The 14,145-nt window shown below is 71.6% G+C and carries 12 protein-coding genes; 3 read left to right on the forward strand and 9 right to left on the reverse strand.

Features of this window, described 5'->3' with window-relative positions; genetic code table 11:
• Positions 1-74: 74 nt before the first annotated feature.
• From bsaP to JOM49_RS38500, 6 genes are all read right to left on the reverse strand, one after another.
• Positions 75-263 (reverse strand): biotin synthase auxiliary protein BsaP, encoded by a 189-nt coding sequence (gene bsaP / locus JOM49_RS44285; protein ID WP_308159016.1) that lies wholly within the window; start codon positions 261-263, stop codon positions 75-77.
• The gene (gene bioB, locus JOM49_RS38480) at positions 260-1,279 is read right to left on the reverse strand and encodes a biotin synthase BioB (protein ID WP_209669194.1); all 1,020 of its coding nucleotides are present in this window, start codon (positions 1,277-1,279) and stop codon (positions 260-262) included. Before bioB ends, bsaP begins: the two co-directional genes overlap by 4 nt.
• 72 nt (positions 1,280-1,351) lie before the next feature.
• Positions 1,352-2,074, reverse strand: a complete 723-nt coding sequence (gene bioD / locus JOM49_RS38485; protein WP_209669196.1) for a dethiobiotin synthase — start codon at positions 2,072-2,074, stop codon at positions 1,352-1,354.
• 11 nt (positions 2,075-2,085) lie between these two features.
• Complete coding sequence (locus JOM49_RS38490; protein WP_209669198.1) at positions 2,086-4,305, reverse strand: SulP family inorganic anion transporter; 2,220 nt, start codon at positions 4,303-4,305, stop codon at positions 2,086-2,088.
• Between the two features lie 236 nt (positions 4,306-4,541).
• The gene (locus tag JOM49_RS38495; RefSeq protein WP_209669200.1) at positions 4,542-5,825 is read right to left on the reverse strand and encodes an adenosylmethionine--8-amino-7-oxononanoate transaminase; all 1,284 of its coding nucleotides are present in this window, start codon (positions 5,823-5,825) and stop codon (positions 4,542-4,544) included.
• 27 nt (positions 5,826-5,852) lie between these two features.
• Positions 5,853-7,070 (reverse strand): cytochrome P450 family protein, encoded by a 1,218-nt coding sequence (locus JOM49_RS38500; RefSeq protein ID WP_209669202.1) that lies wholly within the window; start codon positions 7,068-7,070, stop codon positions 5,853-5,855.
• A gap of 119 nt (positions 7,071-7,189) precedes the next feature.
• On the opposite strand from JOM49_RS38500, the gene JOM49_RS38505 reads away from it, so the two are divergent.
• Positions 7,190-7,816 (forward strand): nucleoside/nucleotide kinase family protein, encoded by a 627-nt coding sequence (locus JOM49_RS38505; RefSeq protein ID WP_209669204.1) that lies wholly within the window; start codon positions 7,190-7,192, stop codon positions 7,814-7,816.
• 149 nt (positions 7,817-7,965) lie between these two features.
• Complete coding sequence (locus JOM49_RS38510) at positions 7,966-8,895, forward strand: sigma-70 family RNA polymerase sigma factor (RefSeq protein WP_209669206.1); 930 nt, start codon at positions 7,966-7,968, stop codon at positions 8,893-8,895.
• Here the strand turns inward: JOM49_RS38510 and JOM49_RS38515 are convergent.
• Both JOM49_RS38515 and JOM49_RS38520 read right to left on the reverse strand, forming a co-directional pair.
• Entirely contained in the window at positions 8,813-9,958 is a 1,146-nt protein-coding gene (locus tag JOM49_RS38515; protein ID WP_209669208.1) for a glycosyltransferase family 4 protein, read from the reverse strand. The two genes, JOM49_RS38510 and JOM49_RS38515, sit on opposite strands and share 83 nt — an antisense overlap.
• A 73-nt stretch (positions 9,959-10,031) precedes the next feature.
• Complete coding sequence (locus JOM49_RS38520; protein ID WP_209669210.1) at positions 10,032-11,084, reverse strand: NlpC/P60 family protein; 1,053 nt, start codon at positions 11,082-11,084, stop codon at positions 10,032-10,034.
• Positions 11,085-11,610: 526 nt separating this feature from the next.
• On the opposite strand from JOM49_RS38520, the gene JOM49_RS38525 reads away from it, so the two are divergent.
• On the forward strand, positions 11,611-12,231 hold the full coding sequence (locus JOM49_RS38525) for a maleylpyruvate isomerase mycothiol-dependent enzyme family protein (protein ID WP_209669212.1): 621 nt from the start codon (positions 11,611-11,613) through the stop codon (positions 12,229-12,231).
• Here JOM49_RS38525 and JOM49_RS38530 read toward each other — a convergent pair.
• The gene (locus JOM49_RS38530; protein ID WP_209669214.1) at positions 12,228-14,009 is read right to left on the reverse strand and encodes a D-alanyl-D-alanine carboxypeptidase family protein; all 1,782 of its coding nucleotides are present in this window, start codon (positions 14,007-14,009) and stop codon (positions 12,228-12,230) included. The genes JOM49_RS38525 and JOM49_RS38530 overlap by 4 nt on opposite strands.
• Positions 14,010-14,145: the final 136 nt, after the last annotated feature.

Consider the following 14,145-nt stretch of genomic DNA (forward strand, 5'->3'; position numbering starts at 1 on the left):
CTCGGCCGAGTCGCCCGTGCCGCCAGGGGCCGCCTGGGCGCGGAGACCGCGGCCTTGACTCACCGGAGGAGCGCCTAACCCGTCGTTTCGCCGTGTCTGCTGCAGCGGGCGGTCCAGCCGGTCGGGGTGATCTGCACGACCATGCGCCGCGCGCAGTGGGGGCAGAAGCGCGGTGGCTCCAGCGCGGTGCGCGGGTTGTCGCAGGCCGCATGGTCGGCGGCCCACGGGTGTCCACAGTGGACGCAGAATTCCGCTTGCGTCACAAGGAGTCGCTCAGCGCCTTCACCGGCATCTTCAGCTCGGTGAGCATCTCCAGGTCGACCTCGGCCGGGCGGCCCAGGTTGGTCAGGTAGTTGCCGACGATGATCGCGTTGATCCCGCCCAGCATGCCCTGCTTGGTGCCGAAGTCGCCGAAGGTCAGTTCACGGCCGCCCGAGAAGCGCAGCAGCGCGCGCGGCATGGCCAGCCGGAAGGCGGCGACGGTGCGCAGCGCGTCCTTGCCCTCGACCACTTCGTAGTGCTCGTACGGCGTGCCGGGCTGCGGGATCAGGAAGTTCATCGTGCACTCGTCCGGGCCTAGCTCGGCGAGCTGCGCGGCGAACTCCGCGCGCTGCTCGACGGTCTCCCCCATGCCGATGATGCCGCCGCAGCAGACCTCCATGCCCGCCTCGCGGATCATCAGCAGCGTGTCCCAGCGCTCCTCCCAGGTGTGCGTGGTGACCACCTCGGGGAAGTGCGAGCGCGCGGTCTCGAGGTTGTGGTTGTAGCGGTGCACGCCCATCTCGACCAGCTCGTCCACCTGCTCCTGCGTGAGCATGCCGAGCGAGCAGGCGATCTGGATGTCGTTGCCGTCCTCTCGGATGGCCTTGATGCCCTCGCGGACCTGGGAGAGCAGGCGCTTGTCCGGCCCGCGCACCGCGGCCACGATGCAGAACTCCGTGGCCCCGGTCTCCTTGGTCTGGCGGGCGGCCTTGACCAGGCCGGGGATGTCCAGCCAGGCCGAGCGCACCGGGGTCGGGAACCGGCCGGACTGCGAGCAGAAGTGGCAGTCCTCGGGGCAGCCGCCGGTCTTCAGGCTGATGATGCCCTCGACTTCCACCTCGGGACCGCACCAGCGCATGCGCACCTCGTGCGCCAGCGCGAGCAGGTCGGGCAGCCGCTCGTCGGGCACCCGCAGCGCCTCGAGCACCTGCGCCTCGCTCAGCCCTTCGCCGCGCTCGAGCACCTGCTCGCGCGCCGTGGTGAGGACGTCGGTGGCGCGTTCTGGTGCTGAGGTCACGGGTTCTCCTTCTCGCTCGGGCACGTCCGGCACAGTGTGCCCGAACACCCCGTCACGAAGAAGCGACCCAGGTCACTTCTGGGCGGATTCACCCTTGGCGAAGCATTCGGGGTCGAATTCACCGCCGAACCACGGCGAGAGGCCGCGCCGGGCTTCGGCGAGGAACTCCTCGGACCCGGCCTGCCCCGCCCCGGCGGACAACGCCCCCAGCAGGGGCGCGCCCGCCGCGACGGGCAGGTCTTCGAGATTGGAGCAGGCGGCCAGGTCCGGTTCGGCCGGCCACGAGCCGATCAGCACGCCGCCCACGTTCAGGCCGCGCCGGGTGGCCACCTCGGCGGTCAGCGCGGTCGCGTTCAGCGTGCCCAGCCCGGCTTCGGCGACCACCAGCAGCAGCGAACCGAGCGACCAGGCCACGTCGGCGAGCGTGCCGCCACCGGGGTCGAACCGCACCAGCAGCCCGCCGGCGCCCTCGACCAGCACCAGGTCGTGCTCGGCGTCGAGCTCGGCGGCGGCGCTCGCGGCCTCGGCCGGGGTCACCGGCGCGATGCCGCTGCGCCGCGCCGCCGCTTCGGGGGACAACGGGTCGGGGTAGCGCCGCAGCTCACGGGTGGTGACCTCGCCCGCAAGGCGCCGGACTTCGTCCAGGTCACCCGGCTCGCCGTCGGTCACGCCGGTCTGGGCGGGTTTCAGCACGGCCACCCGCCTGCCGTCGGCCTTGGCCAGTGCGGCGATCGCCGCCGTGACCACGGTCTTGCCGACACCGGTTCCGGTACCCGAGATCACCAGCACAGTCACGGCCCTCGACCCTAGTCCTGACGGCAAGCCGCCGGTTCCCCGGCGGGCTCGAACGCCCCGGACGCCGGATCGAAGAGGTAGACCTGCGCCGCGCCCACGTCGAAGTACATCCCGGTCAGGTGCAGCTCACCGCGGGCTTCGGCCTCGGCCACCACCGGGTAACGCCGCAGGTGACGCAGCTGCTGGAGGATGTTGTGCAGCGCCAGCCGGTCGCCTTCGGCTTCGGGCAGCTCCCCGTTCAGCGAGACCGGCGAGTTCTTCTCGTACCGGTGCAGGCTGGGTTCGGCGTGGCGGAGCCACTCGCGCACCACGGGCAGTTCGGCGGTGGGATCGAGCATCAGCTTCATCGCGCCGCAACCCGAATGGCCGCACACGACCACCTCCGGCACCCGCAGCACGCCGACGGCGTATTCGATCGACGCGGCGACCGAGGAGTCCCGCGGCCCGGAGTCGCTGTCGGCGGGCACCAGGTTCCCGATGTTCCGCACGGCGAACAGGTCACCGGGACCGCTGGTGGTGATCAGGTTCGGCACGATCCGCGAGTCGGCGCAGGTGATGAACAGGGTGTGCGGGTTCTGCCCGTCGGCCAGCCCGCTCAGCGTGCCCTGCACCAGCGGCGCGGTCCGGCGCTGGAACTCCGAGGTGCCCAGGCGCAGTTGCGCGGTGGACGGCGGGGCGCTGCGCTGGTCAGGCAGGTGCGGGCCGGTTTTCGCCTGCCAGTCCGACCACGACGCCAGCCAGCGCGGCAGCACCGGCGCGGCGGCGAGCCTGCTCACCGTGGGCGCCCCCGACTTCCCGCGCTCGTAGTACGGGTGCCCGATCTCGTCGACCACCACGGTGCCGCCGCCCCGCTCGTGGGCCAGCTGCCAGTTGGACAGGTTCTCGAAGGCGGCGTGGTCGAGGTAGTCCACCACCAGTTCGATGTTGACCTCGGTGCGCGCCGGGATGGCGGCGAGCACCTTGGACAGCTTGGGGATGGCCAGGAAGGTCAGCGCGCCGTCGACCACCACGCGCCAGCGGTCGCCGTCGGATTCGGCGTGGATCTTGGACCGGGTGCGCAGCAGCATCATCAGCAACGACGCGGCGATCCCGAGGAGCACCCCGGTGAGCATGTCGAGGAACACCACGCCGAGCAGGGTGACCAGGTAGATCGGCAGGTCGCCGTGGCGGTGCACCTCGCGGATGGTGCCCACGTTGAGCAGCTTCGCGCCGACGTGCACCAGCAGGCCGCCGAGCGCGGCCAGCGGGATGCTCTCCAGCAACCCGGCCAGCAGCACGCTGAACAGCAGCACCCAGACCCCGTGCAGCACCGCGGAGGCACGGGTGCGCGCACCCGCGGCCACGTTGGTGGAACTGCGCACGATCACGCCGGTGACCGGCAGGCCGCCGATCGCGCCGGAGGCCATGTTGGCCATGCCCTGGCCGACCAGTTCGCGGTTGAGGTTGGCGCGCGGGCCGGTGTGCAGCTTGTCCACCGCGATCGCCGAGAGCAGGCTCTCCACGCTGGCGATCAGCGCGATGGTGAGCACCGCGATGCCGATGTCGAACCAGCCGCCCTCGGGGAACTGCGGCACGAAGGTGATCTCCAGCAGGTTGCCGGGCAGTTCGATGCGGTCCAGTTGCATGCCGGCGACCAGCGCCAGCACGGTGGTCAGGGTGATCGCGGCGAGCGGACCGGGCACCTTGCGCACGGCCTTCGGCAGGCGCGGCCACAGCAGGAGGATGCCGATGGTCAGCACGCCGATGAAGGCGGCGGTGTCGTGGCTGCCGATCAGCTGACCGGGCAGGGCGAGGAGGTTGTCCAGCGCGGAACTCTGCGCGGCACCGCCCAGCACCACGTGCAACTGGCCGAGCACGATGGTCAGGCCGATGCCGCCGAGCATGCCGTGGACGATGGCGGGGGAAATGGCCAGCGCGGCGCGCGCGATCCGGCTCAGCCCGAGCAGGATCTGCAGCGCGCCGGCGGCGACCACCATGGCGCAGGTGGCCGCCCAGCCGAAGCGGGAGATGGTTTCGGCGACCACCACGGTCAGGCCGGCGGCGGGTCCGCTGACCTGGAGAACAGAACCGCCGAAGAGACCGGCGATCACCCCGCCGACCACGGCGGCGATCAGCCCCGCGACGATCGGGGCGCCGGACGCCAGTGCGATGCCGAGCGAAAGGGGCACGGCGACCAGGAAGACAACGAGTGAAGCGGGCACGTCACGCCGCAATAGGGTGGCGAAGCTCATGATCACCAGGGAACACGGAACCGCGTGAAAAGTCCGCTTTGTGAAGACTTCCTCATGTTTTGTTCACGGCGGCTTCGTCACGTATTCGGGAACACGAACCGCAATCTCGCTCAATCACGTGGCCCACGTCTCACCCGATCCAGACAATGACCCCGCTCAATTATCGCTCTACGTGCCCGCAGAACCCGAATAACATTCAGTTAACCCGTGTTGTCACTAGATCGAGTGAATTCCACTCAAGCCTCACCCGCGGCTGCGACGATGGCGCGTGAGATGGCCGCCACATCCGCGTCGGTGCTCACGTACGGCGGCATCGTGTAGATCAGGTCGCGGAACGGCCGCACCCACACGCCGTGCTCGGTCACCACCCTGGTCGCGGTGGCCATGTCGACCGGGTGATCCAGCTGCACCACGCCGATCGCGCCGAGCACCCGGACTTCCCGCACGCCGGGCAGGTCCGCGGCGGGCGCGAGTCCACTTCGGAGCCCGGACTCGATGCGCCGGACCTCGGCGAGCCAGTCCTGGTCGAGCAGCAGGCCGATCGACGCGTTCGCCACGGCACTGGCCAGCGGATTGCCCATGAACGTCGGCCCGTGCGCGAGCACCGGCAATTCACCGCGGGAAATGCCGTCCGCCACCTCCGGTGTGCACAGTGCGGCGGCCATGGAGAGATAACCGCCGGTCAGCGCCTTTCCGACGCACAACACGTCCGGGGTGATCCCGGCGTGCCCGGCGGCGAACAGCGATCCGGACCGGCCGAATCCGGTGGCGATTTCGTCGAGGATGAGCAGCACCCCGTTTTCCGCGGTGATTTCCCGCAGCGCGCGCACGTATCCCGGATTGTGGAAACGCATTCCGCCGGCCCCCTGCACCACCGGCTCCACGATCACCGCGGCCAGCTCGTGCGCGTGCGCCGCGATCTCTCTCGCCAGCATGTCCACATAGGACTGATCGAGCGGCTCGTCGAAGCCGGCCGGCGGTTCCGGCACGAACACCTGCTCGGTCAGCGTGCCCTTCCACAGCGAGTGCATACCGCCGCCGGGGTCGCAGACGCTCATCGGCTGGAAGGTGTCGCCGTGGTAGCCGCCGCGCCAGGTCAGCAGCCTGCGCTTGGCCGGCTGCCCGGTCGACTGCCAGTACTGCATGCACATCTTGACCGCGACCTCGATGGACACCGAGCCGGAGTCACAGAGGAACACGTGCTCCAGCCCGTCCGGGGTGAGGTCCACCAGCGTCCGGGCGAGCGCGATCGCCGGTTCGTGGGTGAGCCCGCCGAACATCACGTGACTCATCCGCCCGGCCTGCTCGGCCAGCGCCGCGTCGAGGACGGGGTGCCGGTAGCCGTGCACCGCCGCCCACCAGGACGACATGCCGTCCACCAGTTCCCGGCCGTCGGCCAGCCGCAGCCGCACGCCCTCGGCCTCGCGGACCAGCAGCGGGGGCACGGTGCCCGGCATGGGCCCGTAGGGGTGCCACACGTGACGCGCGTCGAGCGCGAGCAGTTCCTCCTGGCTCGTCATGGCTGGCACCCTACGGGCCCCCCGGCGTCACCCCAGGCGGACCGGCAGGGTCTCCAGACCGTGCATCAGGGTGCTCGCGCGCCACCGCAGTCGCGACGGTTCAGCGGCCAGTGCCAGGCCGTCGAACCTGGCCAGCAGCCGCCCGATGGCGATTTCGGCTTCGATCCGGGCCAGCGGCGCGCCCACGCAGTAGTGGATGCCGTGCCCGAAGGCCAGGTGCCCGCCCGCCTGCCGGGTGACGTCGAGGCTGCTCGGGTGGTCGAAGCGTTCGCCGTCGCGGTTGGCCGCGAGCAGCGAGATCAGCACGAACTCGCCCTCCCCGATCTCCACGTCCCCGACCCGCACCGGCTCGGCGGTGAACCGCAGCGTGGCCAGGTTCACCGGCCCGTCGAGGCGCAGGAACTCCTCGACCGCCCCGGGCAGCAGCGACGGATCGGCCCGCAGCGCGGCCAGCTGCCCGGGGTTGCGCAGCAGCGCCAGCACCCCGTTGCCGATCAGGTTGACCGTGGTCTCGTGCCCGGCGACCAGCAGCAGGAACGCCATCGGCACCAGCTCGTGCTCGGCGAGGCGATCGCCGTCCTCGGAGATGTGCACCAGGTCGGAGAGCAGGTCCTGACCCGGCTCGGCGCGCTTGCGCTCGATCAGGTCACGCAGGTAGCCGACCAGCTCACCGGCCGCCTTCTCGATCGGCGCCGACGGATCGGCCGAGACCAGCGTGTTCGACCAGTCGCGGAACTGGGCGCGCTGGGCCTCCGGCACGCCGAGCAGCTCGCAGATCACCGTGATCGGCAGCGGGAAGGCGAACGACTCCAGCAGGTCGACCTCGTCGTGCGCGGCCATCTCGTCGAGCAGGGCGTCGGTGATCTGCTCCATCCGCGGCCGGAGCCGGTCCACCGACTTCGGCGTGAACGCCTTGTTCACCAGCTTGCGCAGGCGGGTGTGCTCGGGCGGGTCGGAGTTGAGCATGTGCGCGGTCAGCGCCGAGGCGAACGTCCGGGATTCGGCGTTGTCCCCCGGGTCGACCTGGGTCTGGAACAGTTCGGAGATCCGCTCGGAGTTCTTGCTCAGCCGCGGGTCGGCGAGCAGCGCGCGTGCCTCGTGGTAGCCGGTGATGACCCAGCCCCGCAGCCCGCGCGGCATGACCACCGGCCGCGCCGGGCCCTCCTGGCGGAACACCTCGGCCATCCCGTGCGGATCCTGCATGAACGCGTCGTCGAGCCGGACCGGTTCCACGACTGCCGCCATCGCCGCCCCCTTGGTTCGGTAACACTGTTTCGTAACATCGTTGTCAGTGGGTCAACGAGGCACGAGCGAGTTTGGTGCCCCACGTCACCGGAATGCCGCGTTGCTAGCCTGAGCACGAGATGCCTGACCGCCGCTACCGCCCGATCTCCCCGGACCTGCTCGCCCGCGAGCTCACCGAGCGCATCGTCGACGCCCCGATCACCCGCGTGGCCATCGACGGCGCGGGTGACGCCCCCGGCGAACTGGCCGACACGGTGGCCGAATCGCTTCGCCTGCACGGCAGGGAGACCCTGCGCGTGTCCACAAAGGACTTCCTGCGGGCCGCGTCGCTGCGGTTCGAACGCGGCAAGCGCGACCCCGACGCCCGCTACGACGACTGGCTCGACGTCGGCGGCCTGCGCCGCGAGGTGCTCGACCCGCTGGGCCCCGGCGGCTCCGGCCTCGCGCTGCCCGCCCTCTGGGACGCCGAGCGCGACCGCGCCACCCGGCGCGACCGGGTCCGGCTGCCGCCAGGGGCCGTCGTGCTGGTGGACGGCGAACTGCTGCTCGGGCACGGCCTGCCCTTCGACTTCACCGTGCACCTGTGGCTCTCCCCCGGCGCGCTGACCCGGCGGCTGCCGGAGGACGAGCACTGGGCCTTGCCCGCCTACAAGCGGTACGACAGCGAGGTCGCGCCCGGTGAGTTCGCCGACGTGGTGGTCCGCATGGACGACCCGCGGCACCCCGCGCTGATCGAACGGCCGTGAGTGGCCGGCGGCGGGAGCCAGCCAGGTCGGACAAACGCTAGGAGTGGGGCATTACTAGCGTTCATTGCAAGTAATGCCCCACTCATAGCATTGACTCGGCGGATCAGCGCCCCCGGTCACCTTTGCGGCCGCCGTCTCGTCAACCAGGTGTGGACAGGGCGGAACAGTTCGAGGAGCAGCGCGCCCACCTGCGCGCGGTGGCGTACCGGATGCTGGGTTCGGCCGCCGAGGCCGAGGACGCGGTGCAGGAAACCTGGCTGCGGCTGAGCCGGGTCGACGGCGAGGTGGACAACCTCGGCGGCTGGTTGCGCACGGTCCTCTCCCGCATCTGCCTGGACATGCTGCGTACGCGCAAGGCCCGCCGCGAGGAGCCGCTGAGCGAGCTGCCCGAGCACGGCTGGGCCCGCGAGGACCCGGAAACCGAGGCCGTGCTGGCCGATTCGGTGGGCCGCGCGCTGCTCGTCGTGCTCGAGACCCTCGCGCCCGCCGAGCGGATCGCCTTCGTGCTGCACGACCTGTTCGCCGTGCCGTTCGACCGGATCGCGCCGATCGTGGACCGCACGCCGGTGGCCGCGAAGAAGCTCGCGAGCCGGGCGCGGCAGCGGCTGCGCGGCACACCTGCGTCACCGGCGGGCGAACTGGCCCGGCAGCGGAAGGTGGTGGAAGCGTTCCTGGCCGCCGCGCGCGACGGGAACCTCGACGCGCTGCTCACCCTGCTGGCCCCCGATGTGGTCCGGCGAGCCGACCCGGCGACCGTGCCCCCGGGTGTTCCCGCCGTGCAGCGCGGTGCCCGGGCCGTCGCCGAGGGCGTGCTCAAGTTCGGCCGTCCCGCGCGCTTCGCCGAGGTCGCGCTGGTGGACGGCGAGGTCGGCGCGGTGGTCGCGCCGGGCGGACGGCTGCGCCTCGCGCTGACCTTCACCTTCGACGGCGACCGCGTCACCGCCTACGAGATCATCGCGTCCCCGGCCCGGCTGGCCCGCCTCGACCTGGCGACGCTCAGCGAACCGCGGCGATCGGCTGACCGCCCAGCAGGCTCGCCAGCCGCCCCGCCAGCACGTCCCAGCGCCAGTTCCCGCTGACCCACTCGCGGCCCGCCTCGCCCATGCGCCGGGCCCTGGCCGGGTCGGTGAGCAGCGGCGCGAGCGTGTCGGCCAGCTGCATCACGTCACGGCCGTCGACCACGTGCCCGGTCACCTCGTCGAGCACGGTCTCCGGCGCGCCACCCGAGCGCCCGGCGACCACGGGCAGGCCGGTCGCGGACGCCTCCAGGTAGACGATGCCGAGGCCCTCCACGTCGAGCCCCTTGCCGCGGGTCCGCGCCGGCATGGCGAACACGTCACCGGCGGCGTAGTGCGCGGGCAGTTCCTCCCACGGCACCGAGCCGGTGAGCACCACGTCGTCGCCGAAGCCCAGCGAGTCCACCAGCCCGGCCAGCTTCGCGCGGTACGGGCCGCCGCCGACCAGCAGCAGCGCCACGTCCGGCACCCGCCTGCGCAGCTCCAGCATCGCCAGCACGAGCATGTCCTGGCCCTTGCGGGGCACCAGCCGCGAAACGCACACCACGGTCGGCCGGTCACCCAGGCCGTAGCGCTTGCGGATGCTCTCGCGGGCGGCGGGATCCGGGCGGAACACCGCGGGGTCCACTCCGGACGGCAGGTGCTCCAGCCCGGCCATCGGCCCGAACGCGGCCGCGAACCGGCCGCGGGTGTACTCGCTGACGAAGGTGACCACGTCGGCGGTGTCGCCGATCCGCCGCAGCGCCTGCCGCGCGGCGGGCAGCATCGACCAGCCGACCTCGTGCCCGTGCGTGCTGGCGAGCACCCGCTGCGCCCCGGCTGCCCGCAACGGCTGCCCCAGCAGCGCGAGCGGTGCCGCCGCGCCGAACCAGACCGCTTCGCAGTCGCGCGAGCGCATGAGCTGCTTCGCGCGGCGCAGCACGCCGGGCGTCGGCAGCATCAGCGAGGTCGGGTGCCGGACCACTTCGAACGGGGCGGCGGCGTCGAACTCCTCGTGACCGCGCCAAGCCGGTGCGTAGACCACCAGATCGTCCGAGGGCACCCGGGTCGCCAGCGAGTGCAGATAGGACTGGATGCCGCCGGGGCGGGGCGGGAAGTCGTTGGTCACCAGCAGGGTTCGGCGCACCACGCGAGGCTAGCGAAAAGCACGAAGGCCGCCTTCCCCGGGAGGAAGACGGCCTTCGCAGGGTGTGTCCGCGTCAGGCGACGCGGCGGGCACCCACGTAGTTCTTCTGCAGCGGCGCCACCTTGACCACGTCACCGGTGGTCGGGGCGTGCACCATGTTGCCGCCGCCGATGTAGATGCCGACGTGCGACACCGGCGAGTTGTAGAACACCAGGTCGCCCGGCTGCAGCTGGTCCCGCGAGACCGCCTTGCCGAAGGTCGACTGCGCCTTCGAGGTGCGCGGGATGCTGATCCCGGCCTGCTTGTAGGCCCAGCCGGTCAGGCCGGAGCAGTCGAAGGAGTTCGGGCCGGTGGCACCCCAGGAGTAGGGCTTGCCGCGCTTGCCCATGGCCGCGTCGACCGCGGTCTGGGCAGCCGCGCCGGGCGCCGTGATCGGGCCGACGTCGGCACCGGTGTCCTTCTGGGCGGCCTTGTCGGCCGTGCTGAGGTTGCCGTAGGCGTCCTCGAGCTTGTCCATCTGCTCGTCGAGCGACTTCTTGCGCTGCTCGATGTCCGACTTGAGCCGGGAGGCCTCGTCCTTGGCGGCCTGGGCCCGGCCCTGCGCGTCGGTGGCGAGCTGACGGGCGTCGGCGGCCTGCTTCAGCGAGCCGGCGTAGCCCTGCAGCACGTTGTTCTGGTCCGTGGCCAGCACGTCCAGGGCGGACGAGCGGTCCAGGAAGTCCTGCGCCGAGTTGCCGGTGAGCAACGCGGACATCTTGTTCAGCTGCGCGCCACTGGTGAAGGAGGCGCCGGCGAACTTGTCCACGTCGACCCGGTAGCGCTCGATGTCGGCGCTGGCCGTGCTCTCGGTCTGCTTGGCGCCCTCGAGGTCCTGGTTCGCCTTGTCGAGCTCGGCCTGCTTGGCCTTCTCGTCTTCCTGGGCGTTGAGGTGGTCCTCGTTGAGCTTTTCGGCCTGCGAAGCGAGTTCGCGGTACTGCTTGAGCGCCTCGGACTCGCTGCTCGGGGGTTGCTGGGGGGCGAGGATGGGAGTGGCGTTGGCGGGGGCCTGGACCAGCGTCACGGCCGCGATCACCGCGGCAGCTGCCAGTGCGCCTGAAACCACGCGCTTTACCGGATGCGACTGCACGTCGCGCGTGTCTCCTTTGCGTTCGGCCGCCTCACCGGTCGCACCTGCCGGACGAGGTCGGGGGCCCTCGTTCCGTTCGGGCCGGTTGGGCGGACACAACACCCGTTCCGGCCGGTGCATCGGCACCGCGCGCTCCACCACACCTGGAAAAGCGAGTGGTGCACGCGGTAGTCCCGGTTCAGCTCCCCGACAAAGCTGGCACGGCGGCAATCCCGTGTCGCCATCCCTTGTGCGACGGCTAACGGCCACGAGATCTCGGCCAGGTTACGAAAGAGCGGCCTGCGCGTCCACCACCCGGCTGATAAAAACTCTCCGTAGCGAGATGAATCACCACATGGACGAGCTTTGACACGATCGGTGTGACCAGTGCAACAGTTCACTACGCTGCGACGAGATAACCGCTCACCCGATGGAAGTGACCGCTCGGCGCGGCACCCGATCGTGAGATCGATCACTGCGGCCGTCCGGCGCCTACCGCCTACCGCGCGGCGATAGTGGCCGCTCCGGACGTCCCTACGATGCGCTCGTGGCCACCACTGCGGAAGATGTCGAAAAAGCCGTCGCACTCGCGCTCGAGACGCTGAGCGCGGCGCCGCCGGAAAATTGGGAAAAATCGGCGGGCACGCTCACCTGGACCTGCTGGGAAACGGCCGAGCACCTGGCCGACGATCTGTTCGCCTATGCCGCGCAACTCGGTTTGCGACGCGAGCCGGTCAACCGGTACGTGCCTTTCGAATTGATCCGCCGACGGCCGGAAGCGCCGGACGGCGTAATCCTCGCCGATCGTGAGTACGGGCCCCAAGGCCTGCTCCAGGTGCTCGAGACGTGTGGCGCGCTGCTGGCCGCCATGGTGCGCACGGCCCCGCCCTCGGCCAGGGGGTTCCACTCGCTCGGCGTGGCCGACCCGGCGGGCACCGCGGCGATGGGCATCGTCGAGGTCCTGGTGCACACGCACGACCTGGCCGAAGGCCTCGGCCTGGACTGGACCCCGCCCGCCGACCTGTGCGACCGCGTCCTCCTCCGCCTGTTCCCGGACGCGCCCACCGGCACCGACCGCTGGCCCACGCTGCTCTGGGCCACCGGCCGGGGCGAGTTGCCGGGTCACCCGCGCCTGGAGTCGTGGCGCTGGGACAGTTCCGTGCGCTAACGACCGGCGAACTCCCAGTGCCAGGGTTCTTCGCGGCCCCGGCCCGGTTGGGCCCAGCCCGGGTTCACCCACCCGAACGAGCGGGCGTTCGCCGCCAGCCAGCCGTACTCCGGGGTGCCGAAGGACTGCACCCCGCCGCACATGTCCACCGCCAGGCCCCAGCCGTGGTTGCTGGTGCCTGGCACGGCGGCCAGTGCGGGTTTCCGGCGGTACAGGTCCACCTGCCCGGCGAAGGTGCGGTAGGAGTCCGTGACGCACAGAGGCCGCCCGAAGGTCCCGGCGAACGCCTCCGACAACGCGGCAAACGTTTGCGCGGCGTCGCAACGCAGCACGTGCGCGCCGATCCCGACGGGGCACAACGCACCCGCGGGGATCAGCCCGTTCGGGAAGCCGCCCCAGGCGCCCGCGGCTTGGTCGGTCCCCGGCGCGGCGGGCGGCACTTCCACGCCCCCACAGCGCCAGGTCAGCTCGTTTTCGCCGCGTTGCGGGACTTCCGCGGCCGGGCGCTGACCCAGTGCGGGCCGCGCGACGCCGAGCACGCTGTCCCCGGCGGGCATGTCGGCGACCACCACGCCCGCCAGCCGGGCGTCCGCGGCGAGCATGGTGCGCCCGTCCAGCACCACGCCCACCGACTGCACGCCGTACTTCGCCGGGCCCACGAACACGAGATCGCCCGGCTGGGCGTCGGCGAGCGGCACCGGCTTGCCCGCGGCCATCTGCTCACCCGCCGCGGCGGGCAACGGCAGCCCGGCGCCGGAGAACACCGACCGCACCAGGCCGTCGCACGAATACGCGACCGGTCCCTCACCGCCGTCCTCGGGCACGTAGGGCTTGCCCAGCGCGCCGATGCCGGCGGTCACCGCGTCGATGGTCTCCTTCGGCAGCACCAGTATCCGCTGACCGTCCACACTGGACTCCGCGACCCCGGCCTGCGGTCCGCCCGAGCCCATCAGCGGCCGCAGCCCCGCCGGCAGTCTCGCCGGATCGGCCAGCGCGGCGGCCGTCGGTGGCCTGATCCCGGCCGCCGCCAGGCGATCGGTGTAGGCCTTCCAGTTCGACGCCGTCTGCGAATTGCGGTCCCGCTGGGCTTTCTGCTGCTCGACCACCGCGGCGTTGGCCGCGTCGATCGGCCCGCGCAGCTCGGAACTGACGGCGTCCGCGCGATTGGCCGCGTCCCCGGTGCGACTGTCCAATTCGGTCTTGCGCTCGGCGGCCGTCTTCTCCGCCCCGGCCGCGGCCCCCTCGGCTTCCACGGCCCGGCGCTGCCGGTCCAGCGCGCTGCCCAGGCGGGCGTCCTGCCCGGCACGCAGGTGGTCGACCATCGACTTGCCGTTGAGCAGGTCGCTGGCGTTGGTGGCGCTGAACAGCAACCGCACGTTGTCCGGGCGGCCCAGCGAGGTGAACACCGACTTGGCGAACTGGTCGGCTTCCCCGCGGATCGCGTTGAGCTGCGCCTCCGCCTCCAGCCGCTCGGCGGTGGCGTGCTGCAACTGCGCGGTCGCCGTGCCGAGTTCGGCCTCGGCGGCCTCCACCCGGCCGGCGAGCTCCCCGAGTTCGGCCTGCACGTCGGTGGCGGTCCGCTGGAGATCGGCGACCTGGGGATCGGCGAAGGCCTCCCCCGGCCGCGGGTCCCCGGCCCCGGTGCCCGGCGCCACCCCCGCCTCCACGCGCAGGTCGCCGGGATCGGCAGGCACCTCGTTCTGGGCGCCGGCCGTCGGCACCACGAGCAGCGCGCCCGCGACCACCAACGTCAGCGCCAGGCCAGCTCCGGCCCGCATCCACGACCTCCACCTGCGACGAAGACGGACAAACGCGTTGTTGTCCTACCGTCATCAACGGGCGAGGGCCACTCGGGTCACTCTCCGGGACGATTGCGGTTCGGCATCGGGCCCGATGCCGAACCGCGAACCGCGC

It is taken from the genome of Amycolatopsis magusensis (assembly GCF_017875555.1).
GTDB classification, from domain to species: Bacteria; Actinomycetota; Actinomycetes; order Mycobacteriales; family Pseudonocardiaceae; genus Amycolatopsis; species Amycolatopsis magusensis.

Excerpts from the sequence above, each read along its gene's own strand:
- JOM49_RS38490 (WP_209669198.1), bottom strand. The coding sequence starts at position 4,305 with ATGAGCTTCGCCACCCTATTGCGGCGTGACGTGCCCGCTTCACTCGTT.
- JOM49_RS38495 (WP_209669200.1), bottom strand. The coding sequence starts at position 5,825 with ATGACGAGCCAGGAGGAACTGCTCGCGCTCGACGCGCGTCACGTGTGG.
- JOM49_RS38500 (WP_209669202.1), bottom strand. The coding sequence starts at position 7,070 with ATGGCGGCAGTCGTGGAACCGGTCCGGCTCGACGACGCGTTCATGCAG.
- JOM49_RS38505 (WP_209669204.1), top strand. The coding sequence starts at position 7,190 with ATGCCTGACCGCCGCTACCGCCCGATCTCCCCGGACCTGCTCGCCCGC.
- JOM49_RS38530 (WP_209669214.1), bottom strand. The coding sequence starts at position 14,009 with ATGCGGGCCGGAGCTGGCCTGGCGCTGACGTTGGTGGTCGCGGGCGCG.